General features: G+C 68.1%; 23 protein-coding genes. 3 read left to right on the forward strand and 20 right to left on the reverse strand.

Going from position 1 to position 25365, the window contains the following annotated elements:
* Positions 1-54 precede the first annotated feature (54 nt).
* The 8 genes from DIE03_RS03500 to DIE03_RS03535 form a co-directional block, all read right to left on the reverse strand.
* Positions 55-456, reverse strand: coding sequence for a DUF4430 domain-containing protein (locus tag DIE03_RS03500; protein ID WP_148092900.1), 402 nt, complete (start codon positions 454-456; stop codon positions 55-57).
* 316 nt (positions 457-772) lie between these two features.
* Positions 773-2218, reverse strand: a complete 1446-nt coding sequence (locus DIE03_RS03505; RefSeq protein WP_124447521.1) for an NAD-dependent succinate-semialdehyde dehydrogenase — start codon at positions 2216-2218, stop codon at positions 773-775.
* Positions 2219-2371: 153 nt separating this feature from the next.
* Positions 2372-3670, reverse strand: coding sequence for a cytochrome c (locus DIE03_RS03510; protein ID WP_124447523.1), 1299 nt, complete (start codon positions 3668-3670; stop codon positions 2372-2374).
* Between the two features lie 14 nt (positions 3671-3684).
* Positions 3685-5904, reverse strand: a complete 2220-nt coding sequence (locus DIE03_RS03515; protein ID WP_124447525.1) for a xanthine dehydrogenase family protein molybdopterin-binding subunit — start codon at positions 5902-5904, stop codon at positions 3685-3687.
* A gap of 1 nt (position 5905) precedes the next feature.
* The gene (locus tag DIE03_RS03520) at positions 5906-6361 is read right to left on the reverse strand and encodes a (2Fe-2S)-binding protein (RefSeq protein WP_124447527.1); all 456 of its coding nucleotides are present in this window, start codon (positions 6359-6361) and stop codon (positions 5906-5908) included.
* 151 nt (positions 6362-6512) lie between these two features.
* Positions 6513-6812, reverse strand: a complete 300-nt coding sequence (locus tag DIE03_RS03525) for a putative quinol monooxygenase (protein ID WP_124447529.1) — start codon at positions 6810-6812, stop codon at positions 6513-6515.
* Between the two features lie 93 nt (positions 6813-6905).
* Complete coding sequence (locus DIE03_RS03530; protein WP_124447531.1) at positions 6906-7964, reverse strand: NADP-dependent oxidoreductase; 1059 nt, start codon at positions 7962-7964, stop codon at positions 6906-6908.
* 234 nt (positions 7965-8198) lie between these two features.
* Positions 8199-8819 (reverse strand): TetR/AcrR family transcriptional regulator, encoded by a 621-nt coding sequence (locus DIE03_RS03535; RefSeq protein WP_124447533.1) that lies wholly within the window; start codon positions 8817-8819, stop codon positions 8199-8201.
* A gap of 297 nt (positions 8820-9116) precedes the next feature.
* Between DIE03_RS03535 and DIE03_RS03540 the strand changes: the two genes are divergently transcribed.
* Entirely contained in the window at positions 9117-10688 is a 1572-nt protein-coding gene (locus tag DIE03_RS03540; protein WP_124447535.1) for a hypothetical protein, read from the forward strand.
* Positions 10689-10799: 111 nt separating this feature from the next.
* On the opposite strand, the gene DIE03_RS03545 is transcribed toward DIE03_RS03540, so the two are convergent.
* Both DIE03_RS03545 and DIE03_RS03550 read right to left on the reverse strand, forming a co-directional pair.
* Complete coding sequence (locus DIE03_RS03545; protein ID WP_124448127.1) at positions 10800-11819, reverse strand: DNA-binding protein; 1020 nt, start codon at positions 11817-11819, stop codon at positions 10800-10802.
* Positions 11820-12343: 524 nt separating this feature from the next.
* The gene (locus DIE03_RS03550) at positions 12344-13201 is read right to left on the reverse strand and encodes a phage tail tip lysozyme (protein ID WP_124447537.1); all 858 of its coding nucleotides are present in this window, start codon (positions 13199-13201) and stop codon (positions 12344-12346) included.
* A 324-nt stretch (positions 13202-13525) separates the two neighbouring features.
* Between DIE03_RS03550 and DIE03_RS03555 the strand changes: the two genes are divergently transcribed.
* The gene (locus tag DIE03_RS03555; protein WP_124447539.1) at positions 13526-14419 is read left to right on the forward strand and encodes a hypothetical protein; all 894 of its coding nucleotides are present in this window, start codon (positions 13526-13528) and stop codon (positions 14417-14419) included.
* Between the two features lie 47 nt (positions 14420-14466).
* Here DIE03_RS03555 and sctC read toward each other — a convergent pair whose 3' ends face one another.
* The 10 genes from sctC to DIE03_RS03605 form a co-directional block, all read right to left on the reverse strand.
* Positions 14467-16251 carry a type III secretion system outer membrane ring subunit SctC gene (sctC, locus tag DIE03_RS03560; RefSeq protein WP_124447541.1) on the reverse strand — a complete coding sequence of 595 codons (1785 nt, stop codon included), beginning with the start codon at positions 16249-16251 and terminating at the stop codon, positions 14467-14469.
* Between the two features lie 39 nt (positions 16252-16290).
* Positions 16291-17754, reverse strand: a complete 1464-nt coding sequence (locus DIE03_RS03565; protein WP_124447543.1) for a helix-turn-helix transcriptional regulator — start codon at positions 17752-17754, stop codon at positions 16291-16293.
* A gap of 134 nt (positions 17755-17888) precedes the next feature.
* The gene (sctT, locus tag DIE03_RS03570; protein ID WP_124447545.1) at positions 17889-18716 is read right to left on the reverse strand and encodes a type III secretion system export apparatus subunit SctT; all 828 of its coding nucleotides are present in this window, start codon (positions 18714-18716) and stop codon (positions 17889-17891) included.
* Between the two features lie 6 nt (positions 18717-18722).
* The gene (locus DIE03_RS03575; protein ID WP_124447547.1) at positions 18723-19238 is read right to left on the reverse strand and encodes a type III secretion protein SctO; all 516 of its coding nucleotides are present in this window, start codon (positions 19236-19238) and stop codon (positions 18723-18725) included.
* Positions 19238-20584, reverse strand: a complete 1347-nt coding sequence (gene sctN, locus DIE03_RS03580) for a type III secretion system ATPase SctN (RefSeq protein WP_124447549.1) — start codon at positions 20582-20584, stop codon at positions 19238-19240. Before sctN ends, DIE03_RS03575 begins: the two co-directional genes overlap by 1 nt.
* Positions 20581-21387 (reverse strand): type III secretion system stator protein SctL, encoded by an 807-nt coding sequence (gene sctL, locus DIE03_RS03585; protein WP_124447551.1) that lies wholly within the window; start codon positions 21385-21387, stop codon positions 20581-20583. Before sctL ends, sctN begins: the two co-directional genes overlap by 4 nt.
* Positions 21372-22142, reverse strand: a complete 771-nt coding sequence (locus DIE03_RS03590) for a type III secretion protein HrpB4 (RefSeq protein ID WP_124447553.1) — start codon at positions 22140-22142, stop codon at positions 21372-21374. Before DIE03_RS03590 ends, sctL begins: the two co-directional genes overlap by 16 nt.
* 3 nt (positions 22143-22145) lie before the next feature.
* A complete protein-coding gene (sctJ, locus tag DIE03_RS03595) occupies positions 22146-22940 on the reverse strand; it encodes a type III secretion system inner membrane ring lipoprotein SctJ (RefSeq protein WP_124447555.1) in 795 nt (264 codons plus the stop codon).
* A 71-nt stretch (positions 22941-23011) separates the two neighbouring features.
* Positions 23012-23404 carry a type III secretion protein HrpB2 gene (locus tag DIE03_RS03600; RefSeq protein ID WP_124447557.1) on the reverse strand — a complete coding sequence of 131 codons (393 nt, stop codon included), beginning with the start codon at positions 23402-23404 and terminating at the stop codon, positions 23012-23014.
* 15 nt (positions 23405-23419) lie between these two features.
* The gene (locus DIE03_RS03605) at positions 23420-23992 is read right to left on the reverse strand and encodes an HrpB1 family type III secretion system apparatus protein (RefSeq protein WP_124447559.1); all 573 of its coding nucleotides are present in this window, start codon (positions 23990-23992) and stop codon (positions 23420-23422) included.
* Positions 23993-24303: 311 nt separating this feature from the next.
* Here DIE03_RS03605 and sctU point away from each other — a divergent pair, with 311 nt between their 5' ends.
* The gene (sctU, locus tag DIE03_RS03610) at positions 24304-25365 is read left to right on the forward strand and encodes a type III secretion system export apparatus subunit SctU (RefSeq protein WP_124447561.1); all 1062 of its coding nucleotides are present in this window, start codon (positions 24304-24306) and stop codon (positions 25363-25365) included.

Below are 25365 nucleotides of genomic sequence, written 5' to 3' on the forward strand. Positions count from 1 at the left end.
AGCGGATGCACGGGAAGACGATTCGCCTTCCCGCCGGTGCCGCATCCGCAGCCGTCAGGCCAGCGGCGGATGAACGGCCTGCTTCAGGCCGCTCGAGTAGTGCTTGTAGTCCCAGGCCACGCTATCGCCGGGTTGCAGCGTGTAGACCGCGCACGAGACGTCGGGCATCTTACCGTTGACGAAATACACCCACCAGTAGCCGTTTCCGCCCTGATTCGCCTGCACGCCGCCCAGGGCCGTCACGAACAGGCTTGCGCCCGATCCCTGCGATTGCGGGTTGAGGGCGGGCGACACGCCGTCGGCGGTCAGGAGATCGAATACGGTCGTCACGCCGGGCGCAATTGCGATGTTGTCGTTCGCTTGCCAGGGTGGCGCGTGATATTCGGAACCCCAATCGACGAATTGATTTGCTACCGAATTGGCCATGACGATATCCCCATAGTGGTGGTTGACCAAACTGCTCCCGCTTTGTGTTTTGCGTTGTGCGTCGAAAGCACCGGTGCGTGGCCCGGGTGTCGGAAAGTCATGGAGACGGCATGCCGATCGCCCGGTCACGGGCGCAGCCTTTCAGTTCGCGCGCGGCTATCGTTCTTCTGCTGCCGGCGCTCCTGCCGTCCGCGAAATCGTGCAGCCGTATTGATCTGAGGATAGGCGATGGGTCAATGCTTCGCAATGCAGTCGGCGTCCGCGGCGGAACCCGTTGCGGGCCCTAAAAAAAACCGCCGCCCCCGACAGTCGCGGGAGCGGCGGCATCGCCATGCACGGCCGACCGTCAGACCGCCATCACGGTAACCGACTTCGTGACGAGGTACGGCTCGAGCGCTTCCGGCCCGCCTTCGGACCCGTAGCCCGAATCCTTCACGCCGCCGAACGGCATTTCCGGCCACGGCGTCGCCGGCTGGTTGATCCATAGCATCCCGACTTCCATGCGCTGCGTGAGCAGGTGCACGTTCGCGAACGAACGCGTGAACGCGTAGCCGGCCAGACCGAACGGCAGACGGTTCGCTTCGGCGATCGCATCCTCGAGCTTGTCGAAGCCGCGAATCGCCGCGACCGGGCCGAACGGCTCGTTGTTGAACACGTCCGCGTCGAGCGGCACGTCCGCGATCACGGTCGGCGCGAAGAAGTTGCCTTCCGAGCCGATCCGCTCGCCGCCGGTCTCGATGCGCGCACCGACCTTGCGCGCGTTGTCGACGACCGATGCCATCGCCGTGAGGCGGCGCGGGTTCGCGAGCGCGCCGAGCGTCGTGCCTTCCTCGAGACCGTTGCCGACCTTCAGCCCTTCCGCATGCTTGACCAGCGCGCGCGTGAATTCGTCGCGGATGCTGTTGTGCACGAGGAAGCGCGTCGGCGAAATGCAGACCTGGCCCGCGTTGCGGAATTTCGCACCGCCGGCGGCCTTCACCGCGAGCGCGACGTCCGCATCCTCGGCGACGATCACCGGTGCGTGGCCGCCCAGCTCCATCGTCGCGCGCTTCATGTGCAGGCCGGCCATCGCGGCGAGCTGCTTGCCGACCGGCGTCGAACCCGTGAACGTGACCTTGCGGATCACCGGGTGCGGGATCAGGTACGACGAGATTTCAGCCGGATCGCCGTACACGAGGCCGATCACGCCCGCCGGCACGCCTGCGTCGACGAACGCGCGCAGCAGCGCGGCCGGCGATGCGGGGGTTTCCTCCGGCGCCTTCACGAGGAACGAGCAGCCGGTCGCGAGGGCCGCGCTCAGCTTGCGCACGACCTGGTTGACCGGGAAATTCCACGGCGTGAACGCCGCGACCGGGCCGACCGGCTCCTTCACGACCGTCTGCTGCGCGCCGAGGTTGCGCGGCGGCACGATCCGGCCGTACACGCGGCGGCCTTCGTCCGCGAACCATTCGATGATGTCGGCTGCCGACAGCACTTCCACACGTGCCTCGGTGAGCGGCTTGCCCTGCTCCTGCGTCATCAGCTGCGCGATCGCGTCGGCACGTTCGCGCACCAGTGCGGCCGCCTTGCGCATCGTCGCCGCGCGCTCGTGCGCGGGCACCTTGCGCCACGCTTCGAAGCCGCGCTGCGCGGCGGCGAGCGCCCGGTCGAGATCGGCGATGCCCGCATGGGCCACCTTGCCGATCGGCTTGCCGGTCGCCGGGTTCACGACGTCGATCGTCTTGCCGCTCGCGGCGTCGACCCACTCGCCGTCGATCAGCAGTTGCGTATCCGTATAAGTCACGTTAGCCATCCAGACACCCCTACATTGCGTCGATAAAACGCGCGCTGCCGCGAACGGCCGCGCGCCGGTTGACAGAAAGAGCGAGGCCGCCGGGGCAGGCACGCACCCGGTGGCGTCGACGGCAGGCACGGCGGCCCGCCATCGTTGCGCAGCGTGCCGCGCTTAGTGCGCGGCCGCCGTCGCCTTGCGGAGTTTCGCGACGTCCGCCGCCTGCACGGCCGGTGCGCCGTTGTTCCAGCCGGCGCGCATGAACGTCAGCACGTCGGCGATCTGCTGGTCGTTCAGCTGGTTCGAGAACGCCGGCATCGGATACGCGGACGGCACACCGCCGATCACGAGCGTGTCGCTGCCGTTCAGCGTCACGTTGATCAGCGACGATGCATCGGCTTCGAGCACGTTCGGATTGCCGGCGAGCGGCGCGAGCAGCGGCGCATAGCCGCGCCCGTCCGCACCGTGGCAATGCAGGCAGTAAGCGTTATACACCTTCGCGCCCGGATCGGCTGCCGGCCGGCCCAGCGCCACCTGCGTCGGCTTCGGATCGTAACTGTACGGCGGCGCGCCCGTGCCGCCTGCGGCCGGCAACGATTTCAGGTAGCGGGACATCGCCGCCAGATCGTCGTCGGTCATCGCCTGCGTGCTGTGGTTGATCACGCTCACCATCGAGCCGAACGCGGTCGCGTGCCGGTTCGCGCCGGTCTTCAGGAACTGCGCGACGTCGGCCTCGTTCCAGCGGCCGAGCCCCGTGTTGTGCTCGCCGGTCAGGTTCGACGCGAACCAGTTGTCGATCGGCGCGCCCGACAGGAACGCCGCGCCGCCTTCGTCGAGCGCCTTCTCCTGGAAGCCGACGCCGCGCGGCGTGTGGCATGACCCGCAATGCCCGAGCCCCTGCACGAGATAGGCGCCGCGGTTCCACATCGCATCCTTGTCCGGTTTGTCGGCATAAGGCGTCGTGTCGAGGAACACCATGTTCCACAACGCGAGCGGCCAGCGCATGTTGAGCGGCCACGGGATGTCGGACGGCCGGTTCGCCTGCTTCACCGGTTCGACGCCGTGCATGAAGTACGCGTACAGCGCCTTCACGTCGTCGTCCTTCAGCTTCGCGTACGACGGATACGGCATCGCCGGATACAGGTTGTGACCGTCCTTCGCGACGCCCTTGCGCAGCGCGCCGGCGAACTCGGCTTCGGTATAGCCGCCGATGCCGGTTTCCGGGTCGGGCGTGATGTTGGTCGTGTAGATCGCGCCCATCGGCGTGACCATCTTCAGGCCGCCCGCGAACGGCGTGCCGCGCGGCGCGGTGTGGCACGCGACGCAGTCGCCGGCTTTCGCGAGATAGGCGCCGCGCGCGACGAGCGCGCTGTCGGCCGGCGCCGTCCCGGCAGCGTGCGCGGCCGTGCCGGCCAGCAGCGCGGACAAGGCAAGCAGCGACGCGCGGAGCGTGTTCAGCGTGAGGTTTCGCATGATCGTCGTCTCCGTCAAGCCGTCTTCAGCTGGTTGCCGACCGGGAGCTTCCGCAGCCGCGTGCCGGTCGCCGCGAAGATGGCGTTCGCCAGTGCCGCCGCGGTCGCGGCCGTGCCCGGCTCGCCGATCCCGCCAGGCGCCTCGCCGCTTTTCACCAGATGGACCTCGATCGGCGGCACCTCGTTGATCCGCATCATCCGGTAATCGGTGAAGTTGGTCTGCACGACGCGGCCGTCCTCGATCGTGATCTCGCCGTACAGCGCGCCGGTGATCCCGAAGACGATGCCGCCCTGCACCTGCGCCTCGATCGTGTTCGGATTGACGAACATGCCGCAATCGACCGCGCACACGACGCGCTTGACCTGCACCTCGCCGCCCTCCACCGCGACGTCGATGACGATCGAGAAGAAGCTGCCGAACGCGTGCATCACCGAGACGCCGCGCCCTTGCCCCTTCGGCAGCGATGCGCCCCACCCGGCCGCCTTCGTCGCGATGTCGAGCACGTTGCGGGCGCGCGGCGTCTTGTCGAGCAGCGCGCGGCGGTATTGCACCGGGTCGGTCTTGGTCTGCGCGGCGAGCTCGTCGATGAAGCTCTCGACGACGAACGTGCTGCGCGTCGGGCCGACGCCGCGCCAGAACGCGGTCGGCACGTGGCGCGGCTCCTGGCGCACGTAGTCGACGAGCTGGTTCGGCAGGTCGTACGGCAGTTCGGACGCAACCTCGACCGCGTCGGGATCGACGCCGTCCTTGACCGCGGGCGGCGCGAAGCGCGCGAGGATCGACGAGCCGACGATCCGGTGCTGCCACGCGACCGGCTTGCCGTTCGCGTCGAGCCCCGCCGAGATCCGGTCGTAGTAGCACGGCCGGTACATGTCGTGCTGGACGTCCTCCTCGCGCGTCCAGATCACCTTGACCGGCGCGTTGACCTGCTTGCCGACCTTCACGGCCTGGCCGATCATGTCCGTTTCGAGCCGCCGGCCGAAGCCGCCGCCGAGCAGGTGGTTGTGCACGACGATCTTGTCCGGCGCCAGGCCCGTCAGCTGCTGCACGGTATCGCGCGCCCGCGTCGGCACCTGCGTGCCGACCCAGATCTCGCAGCCGTCGCCGCGCACGTGCACCGTGCAGTTCACGGGCTCCATCGTCGCGTGCGCGAGCAGCGGCTGTTCGTACACGGCGTCGACGCGCGTCTTCGCGTTCGCGAAGGCCTTGCCGACGTCGCCTTCCTTGCGCGCGACCGCGCCCTTGCCGTTTGCCGCCGCCTGCGCGAGATCCGCGAAAAGATCCTTCGTCGACACCTTCGCGCCCGCGCCTTCGTTCCACTTCACGACGAGCGCCGATGCGCCGCGCTTCGCGGCCCACGTGTGATCGCCGACCACCGCGACCGCGTTGTCGACGCGCACGACCTGGCGCACGCCGGGCAGCTTCTTCGCGGCCGTATCGTCGACGCTCGCGACCGTGCCGCCGAACACCGGGCTGTTCACGATCACTGCGTACAGCATGCCGGGCAGCCGCACGTCGAGCCCGAACTGCGCGGTGCCGTCGACCTTCTCCGGCGAATCGAGGCGCTTCGCGGGCGTGCCGATCAGCTTGAAATCTTCCGGCTTCTTCAGCGCGACGTCCTTCGGTACCGGCAGCTTCGCCGCGGCATCGGCCAGCTGGCCGTACGACGCGCGCCGGCCGCTCGGCGGATGCTGCACTTCGCCGTTGGCCGCGCGGCAGCTGGCCGGATCGACGTTCCATTGTTTCGCGGCCGCCGAGACGAGCAGCGTGCGTGCCGTGGCGCCTGCACGGCGCAGCGGTTCCCATGCGTAGCGTATCGACGTCGAGCCGCCGGTGAGCTGGCCGCCGAGCAGCGGATCGAGGAACAGCTTCTCGTTCGGCGGCGCATGATCGAGCGTCACGCTCGACAGCGACACTTCGAGTTCCTCGGCGATCAGCATCGGCAGCGACGTATAGACACCCTGCCCCATCTCGACCTTCGGCATCACCAGCGTGACCTTGCCGGCACGGTCGATCTGCACGAACGCGTTCGGCGCGAACACACCCGGCTGCGCGGGTTCGGCCGCATCGCCGCCGATCACCGAGCGACGTGCATCGTCGCCCGCCGCCGGCAGGCTGAAGCCGAGCAGCAGGCCGCCGCCGGCCGCCGCGCCGAGCGACATGCCGAGTTTCAGAAACGACCGGCGCGATACGCCCGCCGTAGCCCGACCTGCTTCGATCAGTCCTCGCGACATGTCAGGCCTCCTTCGCGGCTTGTTTGACGGCCGCGCGAATCCGGTGATACGTGCCGCAACGGCAAATGTTGCCGGCCATGGCCGCGTCGATGTCGGCGTCGCTCGGGTTCGGGTTCGACGCGATCAGCGCGGTGGCGGCCATCACCTGCCCCGACTGGCAGTAGCCGCACTGGACGACGTCGAGCTCGCGCCACGCCTGCTGGACCTTGTGGCCGGCCGGCGTCGCGCCGACGGCCTCGATCGTCGTGATCTTGCGGCCCGCGACGGCGGCGACCGGCAGCACGCACGAACGCGCGGCAACGCCGTCGAGATGCACGGTGCACGCGCCGCATTGCGCGATCCCGCAGCCGAACTTGGTGCCGGTGAGGCCGACGACGTCGCGCAGCACCCAGAGCAAGGGCATGTCGTCGGGAGCGTCGACCGGGCGGGTTTCGCCGTTGATGTTGAGGGTGATCATTCAGCCTCCGGGGCCGTTGTATTGGGGGAGCGGCGCGAACGACGCGCGCTGCGTCATGTGGTCGTCGTCATCGCCGTTGCGTCGTGCGCAACGGGTGCCGCGCGGCCCGGGTGCGGGCGAGCCGCGGCGGTGGTGTTGCGGGCTGGCGTCGTTACTCGGCCACGTCGATGGCCGACAGCACCTTGATCACCGGCGGTGCGGTGAACCAGTCGGCCGACTTCGTGCGGAATTCGCCGAAATACGGGCTCGCGAGATGCGCGTCGAACGCCGCCTGGTCGTCGTAGATCTCGTACAGATGCAGGTTCGGCGAACCGTCCTGCTCGCGGAACAGGTCGTAGCGCCGATTGCCCGGTTCGGTGCGCGTCCTGGCGACCATGCTGCGCAGCTCGGCCTCGGCGGCCTGTGCGTGTTCGGGTTTCAGGAACAGCGAAGCAATCACGTGAAGTGCCATTTTTCCACTCCTTTGAAAACGGAAACGAGCATGCCACAAGCCGGCGTTTCGCGACGCCAGCATGCAGCGGTTGTATGTCGTCGAGCGGAGCGATCAGGCCAGTTCGTCGGGGCCCACGCGCACGACGACCTTGCCGAAATTCTTGCCGGCGAGCAAGCCGATCAGCGCTTCCGGTGCATCGGCGAGATCGGGGACGACGTCCTCGAGCGTCTTCACCTTGCCCTGCGCGACCCATTCGCTCATGTCCTTCAGGAACGGCGCATAGCCCGTTGCATAGTGATCCAGGATGATGAAACCCTGCATCCGGATGCGCTTGCGCAGGATCGTGCCCATCAGTGCCGGCACGCGGTCGCGGCCGGTCGACGTCGCCTTGTCGTCGTACGCCGCGTCGTTGTAGTGCGCGATGATCCCGCACACCGGCACGCGCGCATGGTCGTTCAGCAGCGGCCACACCGCATCGAACACGGCGCCGCCGACGTTTTCGAAATAGACGTCGATGCCGTTCGGGCACGCCTCCTTCAGCTTCGCGGCGAACGCGGGATCGCGATGGTCGACGCACGCATCGAAGCCGAGCGAGTCGGTCACGTACGCGCACTTGTCGGCGCCGCCCGCGACGCCGACCACGCGGCAGCCCTTCAGCTTCGCGATCTGGCCGACCACCGCGCCGACCGCGCCGCTCGCGGCCGCGACGACCACGGTTTCGCCGGCCTTCGGTTCACCGATCTTCAGCAGCCCCGTGTACGCGGTGAAGCCCGGCATGCCGAGCACGCCGAGCGCGTACGACGGATGCGCGAAGTCGCGGCCGAGCGGAATCAGGTCGCGGCCGTCGGACAGCGCATAGTCCTGCCAGCCTGCCCCGGCGACGACGAGATCGCCTTCGCGGAACGCCGGCAGGTTCGACGCCACGACGCGGCTGACCGTGCCGCCGACCATCGGCTGGCCGAGTTCGGCCGGCGGCGCATAGGACGGCGCGTCGCTCATCCGGCCGCGCATATACGGGTCGAGCGACAGCCAGACCGTGCGCAGCAGCACCTGGCCGGGGCCGGGCGTCGGCACGTCACCGGTTTCGGCGCGGAAGTTGTCCGGCGTCGGCGCGCCGACCGGGCGGGAAGTCAGGATGATCTGGCGATTTGCGGTCTTGCTTTGCGGCATGTGAGCCTCCGTCAACAGGAATGAACGTGCTTCGTGGGCACGATCGGATCAGGGATGGACCAGCAGAAGATGCGCGCCCGCGGCCGAGTCGGCACTCGGGCCGTCGAGGTCGCACGCGTGCGGTTGGAGTAGTCGGGACAGCGTAACGCGGCGTGATGCGTTCGTCATGAATGATTGAGTAGACCAGTCGTCTAGAATCGGGGCAAAAACAAGGCGCGCCAGAGCGCGCCCCACTTACGGTTGCGTACCGCCCTGCGCGGCCTGCGGCAGGTTCAGCATGCGCCGCGTTTCGACCATCGCCCTTTCGAGCGGCTGGCGGTTGCGATGAATCTTTTCCAGCAGCGTCGCGCCCAGCCACAGCTCGTACAGGATCGCGGCCGTGTGCGACGGATCGTCGACCGCACGCAGCGAGCCGTCGGCCAGCCCGGCCTCGATGCCGCCCGCGAGCCGCTCGATGATCTGGCTCGTGCCGCGTCGAAGCACCGTGCGCATCGCTTCCGACAGGTCCGACACTTCCGCGCCGAGCTTCACCGCGAGGCACTTGCCTTCGGGATCGTCCGCGCATTGCGTGTGCAGCCAGTTGCCCCAGTACGTCATCAGGCGCTCGGCGCCCGTGCCGGCCTGATGCTCGAGCAGGTTGTCGAGATGCGCGAGATAGCCGTCGAAATACGATTCGAGCAGCGCTTCGCCGAATGCCTCTTTCGAGCCGAAGTAATGGTAGAACGAGCCCTTCGGGATGCCCGCCGCGGCGAGAATCTCGTTCAGACCGACCGCCGAAAACCCCTTGTGGAGCATGATCGGCTTCGCGATATTCAGGATGTGCTGGCGAACTTCCGCGCCTGAAGATGCATTCATGATGGCGTATGTTAGCAACGATTAGACCGGTCGTCTAGCAACGTCGAACCGGCATGTTGAGCGGCACTTTACCCGATCCCCGCCGGGTGCCCAATGCCCGGCCGGCGTTCCCCTGCACCGCGCCGTGCGCGGCGTCACACGAGCGACTCGGTTTCGTCGCAGGCGTTTCATCGATCTCCCGCTTAAATACGCGCGGCGCATGTGCCGGCAATCGCGAAAACGCGGCCGGCATTGCACACGTGTGCAATGCGCCGGACCGTCGTTGCCTCCTCTCGAACCCGTGACCAGGAACGCTCCATGACCGCCTCGAAACCCGCCCGTCCGCCCGCGCCGAACCGCCGGCGCTTCATCCAGCGCGGCGCCGCGCTGACCCTGTCGCCGCTCGTCGGCACGCTGGCCGCCTGCGGCGGCGACGGCAATACGACCTCCGCGTCGTCGCTGGGTGCGACCGGCGCCGCGAATACCTCCGCGCGCAGCTACGGCATCGCCGATCGCTCGATCACGATCAACGTCACCAATGCGATTCCGTCGACGACGCTCGCGTTCGGCAACGCGGCGAGTCAGAGCGGCTCGACGCCGCAGGCTTCGCAAGCGTCGATTGCGACCGGACAATCGACGGCCGTCGGCGCATCGAACAGCTGGGGCGATTGCACGGGATCGTTCAGCCTTGCAGGCGGCGACGCGTCGTTCGCGATTGCGTACACGCATCCGTTCGGCTCGCAGCCGACCACCGTCAGCGTCTCGCCGTCGGCCGGCTACGTGTCGGGCGCCGACGCCGCGACATTTCCCGGCCACGACTCGGTCGCGAACCTCACCCTGTATCGCGGCGTCGCGACCGCGAACGGCGCATGGGTCGTCCCGCTCGCGCAGCTCGCGACGCCGCCGTCCAACAACTGCCAGGATTTCGCGAACAGCATGTTCGGCAGCAACGTGCGCACGGCCGCGGCCATCCAGTCCGCGTACCAGGGCACCGGGTCGCTCGGCTATGTACCGCCCGCCGATTTCACCGGCGGCCAGCTTGCGGGCTTCGTCGCGCAATGGGTGCGGCGCTGGCAGGACGGCGCGTCGTACACGGTGCTGCCCGCGGCCGATGCGCAGCTGGTCGACGCGCTGAAGCAATACGTGTCGAGCGCATCGAACGCCGGCCCGCTGACGATGTGGGTGCCGCAGATCGCGTGGCAGGCCGGCACGGACCCGGCGGTCTTCGCGCTGACCGGCTATCGCGCGTTTCCGTTCATCGACGCGCAAGGCAACTGGGTGGCGGCGACGTTGTCCGCGTTCCTGACGCTGCTGGCTGCCGGTTCGCACCTCGTCGCGATCAGCGCGGCGAGCGACCTGCCCGCGGGCGTCACGATGCAGGCGTTCGACAGCTTCATGGGCGCAAGCGGGCTGACGGCGTCGACGGATATCGGCAACTCGCACTACGCGTCGGTCCTGAACACGACGGGCCGCTACTACCTGAGCGTCGGCAGCGATTTCGCGCCGGTGAACTGCGGGCTGATCCTGTCGTTCCTGTACGGGCGCACGGTGAACAACCTGCTCGCGGGTGCCGGCACGTACAACACGTTCATCCAGCTCGAGGGATGGCAGGCCGGCGGCTCGCGTCACAACGCCGACTACGCGACGTATCAGCAGACGCTGTGGAACATCTCGACGTACGGGGCATCGGCGTACAGCGAGAAGCGTGCGACGTCGATCTTTCTCGCACCGGCCGGCTGGACGCCGCAGGTCTACCAGACGACGCGGATGATGCCGTACGTCGGCGCCTATGCGCAGTCGAACGGCACGCCGCAGGGCTGGCTGAATACGTCGCTCGTGACGATTCCGGCCGATGCGCCGCCGCTGCCGTCGAAGTATGTGACGAGTTGAGCTGGATCGGGCGGGCAGGCGTTCGGGCGCGCGGGATCGGGTGCGCTTGCCTGCCGCCTGGCGCCTTTGGCGTGTGCCGACTTCGGTCGGCGCACGTTTGCGGTTGCCTCGTCAGCGCGGCGCTTCGCCGGCGCGCTTTCTCGTGCGGGCCGTGCGTGCTTCCCGCTGCGCGGCCGGTGCCGTCTTGACGCCGCGCAGCGGCGCCCGGCGGGCGAGTACGGCCATCTCGCGCCTCAATGCGTCGAGTTCCCTGCCGCGTGCCGCGTCGGTCGCCTGTGCGCCGTCGAGCTGCCCCTGAAGCACGCCGCATCGATGCAGCGCGTCGCCGAGTTGCGCCTGCAGGTCGGCGATGTCCTTCCGGTGTTGCGCATCGCGTTGTTCCGTACGCGAGGCGGACGCGTCGAGTTCCTTTTGCAATCGCGCGGCCGTGAGCCGCTCGCGATCGATCTCGTGAAGCGCCCGCTTTTCCGACGCGCGCAAGCGTTCCTCGGCTCGGCCCGCGTCGTCGCGCAAGCGGTCGAGCTGCGTCGTGAAATCCGCGCGTGCCTGCGCGAGTGCGCGGTCGCCTTCCGCGTTGTCGGCCTTCAGGCGCTCGATATCCGCTTGCAGCGCGTGTCGCGATGCTTCGTCGGCCGCCCTCGCCTGCTCCAGTTCCTGGATGCGCACCTGCGCGGCCAGCAGTGCGGCCGTGCGTTGCTCCAGCGCCGTTTCGGTGCGGGCCAGCTCGGCCTGCAGCGTCGCGACTTCCGCTTTCGCCGCGACCCGTTCGGCTTCGACTTCCGCGCGCAACGTGTCGAGCGCGGCCGCTGCGTCGGTGCTCGACCGGTTCCACAGCGCGGCGACCAGTTCGCCGGCTGCCGCCTGCAGATCGGCCGGCAGGTCGGGATGGTCGATGCGGACGCGGCTCTTCTCGCGCAACTCGGCCCAGAACTCGCCGAGGACGGCCGTCGGCGTGCTCATGCTGCCCTTGCGGACGAGCTGGTACAGGCGGTTGGCCGTGGGCGTGATGCCGAAGCGGAAGAACAGCAGCGCGCAGGCTTCGCGGTACAGCTCGCGGGTTTTCGGGAAGGCGGCCTTGAGGCGCTCGATTTCGGCGGTCAGGCGGGGTTCTTCGGCGGCGAGATCGAACATGGCGGGTTTCGGCTGGAATTTCGTAAATAATATAACGTAAACCGTTAAATATCCAATCATTCGAATCTTATGATTTGACATTATTTCTATAATGTTGAACTGACGGTTTGCTCGGCCTTGCCTGCTGTTTGTCGCGAGCGATACCGGCACGGCGGGAACAAGCTCGTGCGAGGTCGTGTGAGGGAGCGCTTTCGCCGCAGCGAAAGGCATGTGGTGGCGGTGTGCCGGCGATGCCCTGTCGCGTTGCCGCGTGATGGCGCCGCGACGTGCATTCGTCTCGTCGTGGTTGAACGGGCGCGTGCCGCGCACCTCTCGCGGTGCGGCTGGGCGCCGCCGCTCTGTCAGGGGGATGCGGATGATGTCCCGTGCGGCGTCCGTGCGCGGTCAGGCATCACATCGCAGGCTGGCCGGTCACGATCGCGGCTGGTGTGCCGCCGCTGCAGGTGAGGCATGGAGCAAGTCGAGGCCGGCGGACAAACGGACCACCGCCACCCCGTGCCGCCGCGCCGAACCGCGAATACGCCTCAGAGGCCTTCGTTCAGGAAGTTCTGCGCGTACTGGAGCCGGTTGTCCATCTGCGGATCGGTCGCCTGCTCGTAGTCGGTGTCCCAGACCTGCGCGGCCTGCGACACGTTCGTCGTGTTCTTCAGGTCGGAGATCGTCTTGCTGTACGGGCCGTCGAGTTCCTGGTTCATGTAGCCGATGTTCGCGTCGAGGCTGCCCGGATCGAGGTTGTGCTGCTGCGCATACGCGATCTCGCCCTGCTTGCGTGCACCGCCCCATTGCGCGAGGCCCCAGCCGTTCGCGTTGTCGTCCGCGAAGTTGCCCGACGGTGCGCCTTCGGCGCCGCCCTGGTTGACGTTCGGCTTCAGCCCGCTTTCCTGCTGCAGGTTGCCGAGCACGCCCGCGATCTGCGTGTCGTTCAGCCCGTAGCGGCTGCGCAGGTCGTCCGCGATCGCGTTCGCCGCACCGCCGCCGGTGTTCGCGGGCAGTGTCGACGCGTTCTGGCCGTGCGGCTGCCCGTCGCTCTGTCCGCCTTGCGGTTGCGGCACGCCGGCATTCGCCGGCGGTGCATTGTTGGCCGGCGGCACGTTGTTCGACTGCGGCCCGTTCAGCGAGAACGAAAGCGGTGTGCCGTTGCCGCCGCTTCCGCTGCCGTCGTCGCTCGCGAGCCGTATCGACGGCATTCCTCCCGCGCTTCCCCCGCCGGCAGGCTGCGTTCCGTCGGCGGCCGACGCTTGCTTGAGCGCGGCGAACACCGCCTGCAGGATCTGCTCGAGTTGGGCCAGCACCTGCGCGATCTGCGCCTGGTTCGAACCGGAATCCTGCGAAGGGTCGAAATTCGTCGACCCGGTGGAATTCACACTCACTGACAAGGACATGACTGCCTCCTTCCGGGAATCGCTTGACGGGCCACTTCGACGGACTATAGGCCGCGTGGCGGGCGGCCCGCGCGGCCCGTGCGAAGCAGGCGACGGGTTTGCGAATCGGAACGGGGCGCGGCGCGCAGTCGGCGCCATTGATGCGAAGTCGTGGCCGATCGTTTTCCCCGTGTCGTGGCGGCACTTCGCACCGTGCGCCGGCGTTTCGTGTCGTGCCGCACGCACGCTGCACCGAGGCATACAGTCGAATGGCCAACTGTGCCGGCCGGCGCCAAGCGCGCGACGCGCACCTACCCTGTCCACTCCCCGCGGAGAACAGCGACCATGATCACCATCACCCTCCAGGGCAACGCCCCGATTTCCGGGGCTGATTCCACGTCCGATGCCGGATCGGCGGACAACCCCGGTTCGCAGCAGGTCGCGCAGATCATCCAGGAACTGATGGCGGCGCTCAAGAGCCTGTTGTCGGGGCAGAACGGCGACGATTCGTCATCGTCGCCGGCGGTGGGCGGCACGGGCCGGTCCGCCCCGCCGCTGGCCAACTACGAGGCGTTGCCGCAGACCTCGCCGCCGAACGGCCAGAATGCGCCGATCGAACCGAACACGCAGAATACACAGCACGCCCGAAACGACCAGACCCAGCCGGCCGGCGGGCCAGCTTCCGGAAGTCCGGCAAAACTGTCGACCAACGCCGGCGGCGTGGCGCAGGCCGGTGCGATAGAAGGCATCGACCCGGCGTCGACGCAAACCGTCAACACCGGTACGGGCAACGACAAGACCTTCAACGTCACCAACAACACGAACCGGCCCGAGTCGTTCACGTACTCGGTGCAAGGCCAGAACAAGGCGACCCTCACGCTCGCGCCGGGCCAGACCGGTACGTTCGTCGGCGGCTCGCACGACATCGGCGTGCGGATCTCGCCGTCCGACGCGAGCGGCAATACGCATCCGAACGAGGTGCTGTACGAAGACGGCGGGGCCGACAACGGTCAGGCATCCGGTGCCGGCAATCCGGACGTCAGCAAGGTCGACGGCAACAAGGATTTCGCCGGCAACGACGAGAACATGACCGTGACGCTGTCCGACGGGCGCACGGCCGGCGACGGCGACGCGATCCGCCCGTACCTGTACTCGACCGACGACGCAGCCGCGATGGGCCTCGCGGGCGACCCGAGCAAGACGGTCAATATCGTGATGTCGGACGCCGCGAAGGCTTGATGACGCACGGCGAGCGCCGCACCGGCGCACGCCTCGCCGGGCCGCGGTCAGAAATGAATGATCCGCGGCGTCAGCAGGAACACGCGTTCCATGTGCTTGTGCGATCGATCGGTATTCCGGAACAGCGCGCCGACCAGCGGAATCCGCGACAGCCACGGCACCCGCGCGACGCCGTTCGAATCCTTGTCGGTACTGTAGCCGGCGATCAGCAGGCTCTCCCCTTCGCCGACGAATGCCTGCGTGTTGATCTCGCTGCTCGTGATCACCGGCAGCGTATCGACGAGGTCGCCCGTGAGCTGGCCGTCCTCGATGTGCACGTCGAGCTTGATCCGTGTCGCACCGTTGTCCTGCACGACCATCGGCAGCACGCGCAGCGACGTGCCGGTCGACACCGAATACAGGTCGCCGGACGTATAGCCCTGCACGCGCACGAAGAAGCGCGTCTTGTTGTCCATCACGGCCTCGACGTTGTCGAGCGTCGCGACCTTCGGGCTTGAATCGATCTTCGCCTCCGACGTCGATTCCAGCGCGGTGATCCGCGCGAGCAGGTAGCGCCCGGCGTTGCCGAGCACCGCGGTGATCGCACCGCCGACAGGCGTGGCCGCGACGGACGTGGTGCCGTCGGCCAGCGTCGTCACGCCGAAATTCGGGTTGATGTTGCCGTTGTAGCCGTTCTGCTGCATCGTGCCCGAGCCGGTCTGCAGGTCGACGTGGCTGTTGTGCGCGCGCCAGTCCACGCCGATCTGCCGCAGCAGGTCGTCGTCGATCTCGATGATGTGCGCCTCGATCTCGATCAGGTTCGGGCGCGCGTCGAGCTTCTCGATCAGCGGCGCATAGAGCCCGATGCGTTGCGGCGTGTCGCGGATCAGCACCGAGTTGGTGGTCGGATCGGCTTCCACCACCGGCAGGCTCCGGTCGCCCGGCCCCGGGTCGGCCGCCATCGCGCTTCCCGCCCCGCCCTGCGACGCATCCGTGACCGCGCCGTTCCTCGCGCCACCGGACTGGCCGCCGCCGAGCAGGCCGCTCACGAGGCTGCGCGACGTGTCGCCGCCCGCCATGCCCGGCGGCAGCGGCGGCACCGGCGAGCCGCCCGTGGTGCCGCCGCTCGCATCGGTCATCGGCGAGAGCCGCTCCAGGCCGCCGATCGCCGGCGCGGCATTGCTGCCGCCCGCGCCGGACTGCTTCGAATGATAGAGATTCGACACGACCGTCGCGACGCCCGGCACGACCACGTTCTTGCCGTCGAGCTGCACCTTGTGGTCGGCCGCCCACGCGCTGCTCAGCTTGAACGCGCGCACCACCGTGCCGTTCGAGCGCTGCATGTTCTCGTCGAGATGCTTCGCGACGCCGGCCACCATCTGCACGTATTGCGGCGGCCCGCTGATGATCACGGTGCGCGCGCTGCTGTCGTAGGTCAGCGGATAGCGCTTGTCGTCGAGCCGCATGCCGCGCAGCGTAGTGTTGAGATCGTTGATCGATGCGTTGTCGAGCCGGACGATCTGCCGCGTGACGTCGTTCGCATTACTGATCGACATGACGCTGCCGTCGTAGAACCACACGAAGCCGAACGTCGCGGCGAGCGTGTCGAGGATCCGCTGCGGCGGCATGTCGAAGCGGCCGGTCACGGTGCCCTGGACGTTGTCGGCGATCGATGCCGTCACGCCCTGGCTCGCGAGCAGGTCGCGCAATACGTCCTTCAGGTCCTTGCCTTCGGCCGTCACGTGGGCGACGCTGCTGCGCCAGCGCACCGCGTCCGCGTGCGCGGCCGCCGTCGCGCCCATGCCGATTACCCACACGGCCCACGCCGCGCAAAATATCGCCTTCGATCTCATCGCTGTCGCACACCCGTTACGGAAGGAAAAATCGGTTCGTTATCGTTCGAGCGTGTGCGATGGCGCTTCGTCGAACTGCTTTCGATAGCCGTTGATCAGCGTCGAGCGGTTCTGCACGCCCCAGCGGCTCGCGGTGGCCAGCACGCCGCCGTCGGACGCCGAGCCGTCCACGAGCTCGGCACGGATCCGCTCCATCCGCTGCCGGCGGATCAGCTCGGTCGGCGACATGTTCAGGAATTTCTTGAACGCGCTTTGCAGTGCCCGCTCGGTCACGCCGACTTCCGCGGCGATGTCGCGCACGGACAGGTCGGCGTGCTCGAGGTTCTCGAGCAGGAAGCTGTATGCGCGCCGATAGCGGGCCGGCAGGCGCGCGCCGATGTCGTCGAGCTGCGACGTCTCGCGGATCTTGCGTTCGAGGAACGGCACGCGGGCCGACAGCGCTTCGCGCAGGCATTCCATCGAGGTCAGCGCATAGCGGCTGTAGAACTGCTGCGCCTCTTTCAGCCGCCCCTGCGCCTGGCGGGTCTTGGCCACGCAGTACAGGTATTCGATCTGCCGGTGGCCGGCCACGCCGGACTGCGCGGCGCCGTACAGCGGCTCGAGGATCATGTCGGCGACCTGCGCCGCATCGCACGCGAGCATCGCGAGCGCGATCTCGAGCCGCAGCGTCCGCTGGTAGTCGCGCAGGTTGTGGTCGCGCGCCCAGTTCACATGCTTGAGCAACCCGTCGACCGCATTCCGGTCGGCACCGGTCGCGCTGCGCAACTGGCATAGGTAGTCGACGCGGGCGCGCAGCACGGGAAGATGCACGCTCGCGAGGTCGATCCTGCTTTGGGCGCTGTCGAGGTACTCGTGCAGCGACGCCCGCGCGGCGCGGCCGTGCATCGAGCCGGACTGCCAGTAGACGTGATCCTGCAGCGACGCCGACGAGCGCAGCGCGCACTGCATTGCGATGTCGAGCTTCAGCGCCGCGAGCAGCTCGTGCCATGCCGGCAGGGTCGATTCGGGCGCCTCGCGGGCCAGTTCGCGCAGTTCGTCGAGTTCGCCGAGCGCTTCGCTGACGCGCCCCAGTTCATGGAGCACGCAGACGATGCCGACGCGGACTTCGAGCACGCGATCGATCGGGATGTCGTCCTCGTCGGCCGCGCGGCCGAAACAGGCCAGCGCGGTGTTGAGCCGGTAGCGGAAGAATGCCTGCCACGCGGTGTTGCGGCAGGACTCGGCGCGCATCGCCTGCCGCGACGCATGGCTGAGGCGCTGGGCGGTGCGATAGGCCTCCTCGGCTTCCACGTCGCCGCCGGTCAGCAATTGCATGTCGGCGTGCAGTTGCAGCGCGTGGGGCGGATTGCGCGGCGCATCGGCCTCGTCCGCCCAGCGACTGGCCAACTGGCGGGCGACGCCGATGTCGCCGTTGAACAGCATGGTGCCAAAACGTTCCCGCCCATTGGCGAAATCCGGGGTTCCCAGATACGCGGCAAGCGGGAAATAAAGTGTCGAGAACATAGCTGACTCCAGTGCGTGCCGGCTTGTCAGGCCGCCTTGGAGAACAGCGTAGCGGAATGAAATATGAAGAAACTCAATTAATCTAATCTTTCGCGTGGTTTTGAGAAAGATTGAGTTTGAAATGAATTAGTAAACTAATGTTTATCTGCGTTCCCATGATTTGAGAAAATTCCATTCCACTGAGCCTCGAGGGAATTCAGGGCCAGTTGGCCATGCACCTGGTCGACGAACAAGCCGATGAAGATCGCCAGCATCGCGATCGCGACCGCGGCCTTGACCGGCTGGCTCAGGCTGGAAATATCCAGCTTCGACGCGGATTTCGACACGAAGCCGAAGGCGACGTCGACCAGCACCAGGATGAACAGCAGCGGCGCGGCGAGCTTCGCGATCGACTGCATCAGCGTATCCGTCTGCCGCAGCACGAAAGATTCCACGATGTCGCCGGCGATCGGCGCGCCTTTCGCGACCGGCCACCAGCCGTACGATTCGTAGAGCGTGCCGAGCAGGAACGTCATCCCGCCGAGCGCCCAGAACGCCATGATCGCGACCTGCTGCAGCAACGTGCCGACCGGCGTGCTCTGCTCCTGGCTGGCCGGATTGGTGATCTGGATGTTGTTGTGGCCGGTCAGGTCGTCGATGTAGACGCCCACGCTTTCCGCGACCCAGAACACGGTCGACGCCGCATAGCCGAGCACCAGCCCGATGGCTGCCTCGCGCAGCATCACTTCGGCGAGGAACAGGCCGTGCAGCGATTCGATGAACGCGATCGGCTGGCCCATCGCGACGTATGCGCTGAACACGATCGCGATCGCGTTGCGCACGGTGCCCTGGATCACGCCATCCGCGGTCGGCGGAAACACGAACATCAGCACGAACAGCCGCAGCGAGCAGACGCCGGTGACCGTCAGGTAGCCGATGAAGAGGCCATGCAGGCCGACGAGCGGTTCGAGCGTCTGGATCATCCGGTGTCATCCCTGGGCGGCACGCGCCCGGATGAACCGGGACGTGGCGATTTCCTCGTTTTCTTCGTCCTGCGCGTCCTCGCGCGCGAGATCGAGCGCCCGGCGGATGGCCGCGATCCGTTCGCTGCACTGGTCGATCCGCTGCGTATTGCGTGCGATGTCGCGCTGGATCCGTGCGATCTCATTCTCGACGCCGTCGATCAGGCCGTCGAGCTGCGACAGTTCCGCGACCATCGCGCGCCTGCGATCGGTCACGACGCCGATGTACCGCACGCACTGGTTGAACGCGTCGATCGAAAAGCCTTCACTGCCGCCCGTCATCTGCGCGACGCGCGCCTGGTAGCCGTCGATCACCCGGGTTTCGCCGTCGATCTGCTCGACCTTCGCCGCGCGGCGTGCGAGCAATCCCGCGCGTTCGTCGTGGCGCGCGGCGAGTTCGCCGCGCCACGTGTCGATCTCGCGCGTGCGGCGCGCGTTCGCGTGCGCGAGCGCGGCGATGCGATGGCGGTTGGCGTCCGCCATCAGCCAGCGGTCAGCGCATGCAGCCGCGCCTCGGTGTCGGCCAGCGCGACGATTTCGTCGGTGCGCTGCGACAGGAACGCCTTGATCGCGTCGTGCCGTGCGATCGCCTCGTCGGCGAGCGCATTCGCCCCCGGCTTGTATTCGCCGATCTGCAGCAGCATCTCGATCTCGCGGTACTTCGCCATCAACGCGCGCACCCGCGCGGCCGCGTCGACATACGGCGCGGGCATCACCTGCGACATCACGCGCGACAGGCTGCCCAGCACGTCGATGGCCGGATACTGGTTGCGCGCGGCGATGTCGCGCGACAGGATCATGTGCCCGTCGAGAATCCCGCGCACTTCCTCCGCGATCGGATCGCTGCCGCTCTCGTCTTCGGCGAGCACCGTGTAGAGCGCCGTGATCGAGCCCGTCGCGCCCATCCCGGCACGCTCCAGCAGGCGCGGCAGTTCCGCGAAGATGGACGGCGGGAAGCCGCGCCGGGCCGGCGGCTCGCCGGCGGCCAGCCCGATTTCGCGCCCGGCGCGCGCGAAGCGCGTGAGCGAGTCCATCATCAGCAGCACGCGCAGCCCGCGATCGCGGAAGTATTCGGCGATCGCCGTCGCCACGTAGGCCGCCTTCGCACGCTCCATCGACGAACGATCGGACGTCGCGCAGACGACGACCGAGCGCGCCATGCCGGCCGGCCCGAGAATCAGCTCGACGAATTCACGCACCTCGCGGCCGCGTTCGCCGATCAGCGCGATCACGTTGATGTCGCAGTCGGTGCCGCGCGCGAACATGCCGAGCAGCGTGCTCTTGCCGACGCCCGCCGGCGCGAAGATGCCCATCCGCTGCCCTTCCGCGAGCGTCATCATTCCGTCCACGACGCGCACGCCGGTTGCCATCGGGGTCTCGATCATGCGCCGGCTCATCGGCTCGGGCGGCGACGCGAACACCGGCTGCAGCGTGTCGGATTCGATGTCGGGGCCGCCGTCGACGGGATTGCCGAGACTGTCGATCACGCGCCCGAGCAGCATGTCGCCGACCTTGACGGCGAGCGACCGGCCGAGCCCGACGACCTGGGTCGAGCGCGAGATGTCCGTGAGTCGCGAGAACGGCGACAGCAGCGCGCAGTCGCGCGTGAAGCCGATCACTTCCGCATGCTGGAGCAGCGCGCCGGCCGGCGTGCGCAGTTCGCACAGCTCGCCCAACGACACGTCGAGGCCGCCGACCTTGACGAGCGTGCCGATCACCTCGATCACCTTGCCGGTGCGCAGCACGCCCGGCCTCGCGAGGATCTCGCGCTCGATCTCGTCGGTCAGGCGCTCGAAGCCGAGCGTCCGGTCGAACCAGCCGTCCTTCATCCCGACACCTCGGCCGTCGCGGCATCGCCGCTTGCCGCTTCGTCATCGTCCGTGCCGGCCTGGTCGAGATGGATCGAGCGCTTCAGCGCACGGGCGACGGCGCTGCGCATGGCCCGCAACTGGGTGTTCAGGCTCGCATCGACCGAGCCGAAATCGGTCTCGCAGACACATGCGCCCGGCTCGAGTTGCCGGTCGGCCACGATCGACACCGGAATCGGCCGGCCGAGCTCGCGCCATTTCGCCGCGAGCTGGTCGAATGCGGCGCGCGCCGCGTCGTAATCCTGCGGATTCACCGCGACGCGCAGGTAGGTGGAGTTGTCGATGATCCGGTCGACGGTCGACAGCGCGCGCTCGAACAGCGCTTCGCGATCCATGCTCTGCACGATGCTCTCGACCGCCGACGCGATGATGTCCGCCAGCCGCTCGCGCATGCGGACCTGCAGGCGGCTCTGCGCATCGGTCGCGTCGGCGAGCCGCTCCATCCATTCCGACAGCGCACGGTTCGAGCCCTCGCGGTAGCCGCGCTGTTCGGCCGTTTCGTAGGTGTCGCGCGCGGCGTCGAGCAGCAGTTCGGCCTGTTCCTCGCCCGCCGCGACGATCGCGGCGGCCTCGGCCTGTGCCGCCTCGAGCACCCGCGCGCGATCCGCGTCGAGCTGCGCGTAGGCTTCGGCGATCGACAGCAGATGGCCGAACGTCTCGCGCCGGACCACGTCGCCGTGCACGCCGAACCGTACCGCCGGCGCGCCCTCGCCGCCGTCGTCGGTGCCGGCCGTCAGCCGGCTGCTGTTCAGCCAAATAACCATGCCCACTCCCGAAGCAATTCAGGCAGACGACGAAACAGCCGGGCCGTGCCCGCTTCGTCGTGCTGCGTCGGCAACGCGTTGAGCCATGCAGGCACGTCGATCAGGCGCGGCAACGCGAGCCGCGACAGCGGAAACGGCAGTCCGGCCGCGCCTTTCAGGTCGCGCAGCACCAGCAGCATCCCTTCGATCGCGAGCGCCTGCGCATCGAGCGACGCGAGCGGCGGCATCGCGACGGCGGCGAGACGGGCCGCGTCGTTTGCGCTGTCGGTGTTCGGCCCGCTCATCAGCACGTCCACGTCGAGCCCCGTCCAGTCGGCGAGCCGCCGTTGCGCATGGCGGTCGATCAGCCGCCGCACCTCGCCGCGGCGCAGCAGCAGCGCGCGCATCCGCCAGATCCGCAGCGTCAGCGGCGCGGGCGCGACGTCGAGCAGGCACGCGTTCGGTTGCGGCGCGACGGCCGCGCCGACGCGGACGAAGCTGCCCTGCGACAGGTCGGCGAACGCCGGCGGCGTCACGCCCAGCGCGCGCACCAGTGCGCGCGAGCATCTGACGACGGAGCCGGCCGGCGCACCGGCGAGCAGCGGCCGCCAGTCCTGCAGCCGTGCTTCGGGCACGCCGAGCGACGCGGCGATCCACGACGGGTGGACCCAGTCGGCGACGCCGTCGACGTTGTCGCGATAGCGGTCGAGCGCCGTCGCGACGCGCACGGCCGGCACGCCGGCGTCGAGCCCGGCGGGCGCTGCGAGTCCTGCCATCGCCTACGGCTCCTTGCGGGCCGGCCGGAACCGCCCGGCGAATGCGTCGAGCCAGCCCTGCAGCGACGGCGCGCCGCTGTTCGCGCCGCGTTTCGCGCCGAACCGGTACGCGGCAAAGCCGGCGCCCGCGAGGAGCGCCGCGAGCGCGGCGCCGAGCACGACCATCCACCACGGGTTCGACGCGGGCGGCGGGGTTTTCGACAGTTCGACCGGATCGGCGGCGACCGTCGTGACGCTCACGTGGTCGTAGGTCAGCCCTTCGACGCTGTGCATCACGAGCGTCTTGATCTGCGGAATCAGCGTGTTGATGTCCGCGTCCGGCCGGTACTTGATGAACACGGCGGCGGACGACGGCTTGATCTCCTGCGCGAGCGGGTCGTTGTTCGGCAGCACGATCTGCACGCGCGCGACCAGCACGCCGTCGATCTTCGACAGCGTCGACGACAGTTCCTGCGAGATGCCGTACACGAAGCGCACGCGCTCCTCGGTCGGCGTCGACACGAGGCCGTCCTTCTTGAACAGCTCGCCGAGATCGTTGAACTTGCTGTGCGGCAGCCCGCGCGAACGCAGCACCTCCATCGCACGCACGACCTGCGCGTCGTCGACGTCGAGCGTCCAGTTCTTGCCGCCGTCCGGGCTGGTCTTGCTCGCGGACACGCCCTGCTCCAGCAGCGCGACCAGCATCTCGTTCGCGTCCTGCTCGGTGAGACTGCCGTACAGTTCCTTCTTGCATCCGCCGAGCAGCGCGATGCACAGCGCGACGACCGCAATGCGTGCCGCGCGACGATTCGACTTCATGGGATTGCCACCCGCCCTTCGGGCACTGCCGTTCGCGACGTTCCGCTCCGCACGCCGGCGGACCACGGGACTCATTGGTTCTTCATCAGCGTCTGCACCGACGACTTCGACGATTCCGCCAGGCTCATCTTGACCTGCATGTTCATCTGCATGCTGGTCATCTCGTACATCATCTGGATGGTGCGGTGGGTCATCTCCGTCATCGACATGCCCGGCAGGTCGGCCGTCAGCTTGCCGACATCCTCGATCGTGTGCCGGAACTGCACGTCCTGCGCCTCGATGGCTTTCGACACCGACGACGACAGATGGCTGCCCGCGTGCTCGGGCGGCGCCATCGGCGCGCGCGCCATCAGCGCCGTGAACTTGTCGCCCAGTTCGGTCGTCGCGGGGGCGGCGGTCGCGGGCGTCGCCGCCGTTGCGTCGAGGGCGGCCGGTGCGAGCTGGCTGACGGGATCGATGGACATGTCGGTGCCTCCCGATTACGCGCGCAGGAATGCGCCGCCGTGGAACATCTCAGCCGCCGGCGCGGAGTCGTGCCGTGCGGTGTGCTCCGGCTCGTCGGCGCTGGCGCCGGCTTCCTCGAGCGATGCCGGCGCGACGAACGGCTGGCCCGGACGATGCTCGCGGATCGCGCGATCGACCTCGTCCTTCACTTCGAGCGCCCGCACCAGCGCGCGCGTGTCCTTGTTGTCCGGGTCGTCCGCGAGCGCCTCGGTCGCGATCTGCCGCCACGACGGATCGCTCATCGACGACAGCGAGAACGCGAGCAGCGCCTTCGCATAGCCGAACTTCGGGCGCATCTCGATCACCCGCAGCAGCACCTGGTTCGCTTCCTGCCACTGCCCCTTCGCCATGCGAAGGAGGCCGTCGAGCGCATCGATCTCGACCACGCGCGGGCGCAGCAGCCGCAACGCGTCGATCACCTGCTCGATGTCGAACAGGTCGACGTGCGTGTTCGGAAAATTGTCCAGCAGCGCCACGGAGACGGTCTCGATCAGCCCGCCAATGAATTCGGGGCTGCAGTTCAGGTACTCGGGCGTGTCTACGGTCATGGCAACGCACTCCTGCGAAGAAAGGGAAACGGGCCGGCCGGTCGTGCAGCGGGCGGCGCGCCGTCGGATGCATGCCGACGCCTGCCAACATAGCAATTCCGCCCGGCCCCGCCGCCGCGCATGCGAAGCCAGCACGCACGAGGCGAAGCGCGCCCGGCAAGCCGCCTCGGCCGGCTACTCGCTTCGGCATGCGCCGCGCCGCTTCGCATCGCGCCCGCCTGCCGCGCACGGCGGGCGCTAAGGTCGTCGCAGCGGCGCGAATGCGCGCCCCTTTTGATCCGATCCGGCCGAGATGTGCCGCGGGCCTATCCATGAGCGACGAAAAGACCGAACAGCCCACCGACAAGAAACTCGAGGACGCGCGCAAGGACGGCGAGGTGTCGCGCAGCACCGACTTCTCCGACGCGCTGTCGATGGCCGGTGCGCTGATCGCGCTGGTCGCGACGGTGCCGCTGTTTCGCGACGGGCTGCACGAGCTCGTGTCGATCCCGCTCACGTTCGTCGGGCAGGACCGCACGCTGGAGCGCATGCACGCCGACCTGTTCCGGCTCGGCGGCACCGCGCTGAAGCTGATCGTGCCGTGCGTGTTCGCGGCCGCGCTGGCGTCGACGGCCGGCTCCGTCGCGCAGGCCGGCTTCCGCATCGCGACCAAGCCGGTCACGCCGAACCTGCAGACGGTGAATCCGGCGAGCGGCATCAAGCGGATCTTTTCCGCGAAGAGCCTGATCGACTGCGCGAAGATGGTCGTGAAGGCGATCATCCTCGGCTGGGTGATGTGGCAGTCGATCAAGTGGCTGTTCCCGCTCGTGGTCGGGTCGATCTACCAGCCGCTCGGCGGGCTGTCGCTGATGTTCTGGGACATGCTGGCGAAGCTCGGCGCGATCTCGGTCGGCATTTTCCTGCTGGTCGGCGCCGTCGATATCAAGCTGCAGCGCTTCCTGTTCATCAAGAAGATGAAGATGAGCAAGGACGAGGTGAAGCGCGAGCACAAGGAACAGGAAGGCAGCCCCGAACTCAAGGGCGAGCGCCGCCGCCTCGCGCGCGAGCTGGCGAGCACGCCGCCGAAGCCGCGCGTGGGCCTGGCCAACGTGCTGGTCGTCAATCCGACCCACTTCGCGGTCGCGGTGCGCTATGCGCCCGACGAACACCCGCTGCCGGTCGTGATCGCGAAAGGCATGGACGCCGACGCGGCCTCGCTGCGGCGTGCGGCACGCGACGCCGGCGTACCGATCATCGGCAACCCGCCCGTTGCGCGTGCGCTATACAAGGTCACGCTGAACCAGCCGATCCCGGAAGAGCTGTTCGAGACGGTCGCCGCGATCCTGCGCTGGGTCGACGCGATCGGCTCGCCCTCCACCCCATCCCTTCACTGA

Origin of the sequence: Burkholderia sp. Bp8992, from assembly GCF_003853705.1 — a bacterium.
Lineage (GTDB): Bacteria > Pseudomonadota > Gammaproteobacteria > Burkholderiales > Burkholderiaceae > Burkholderia.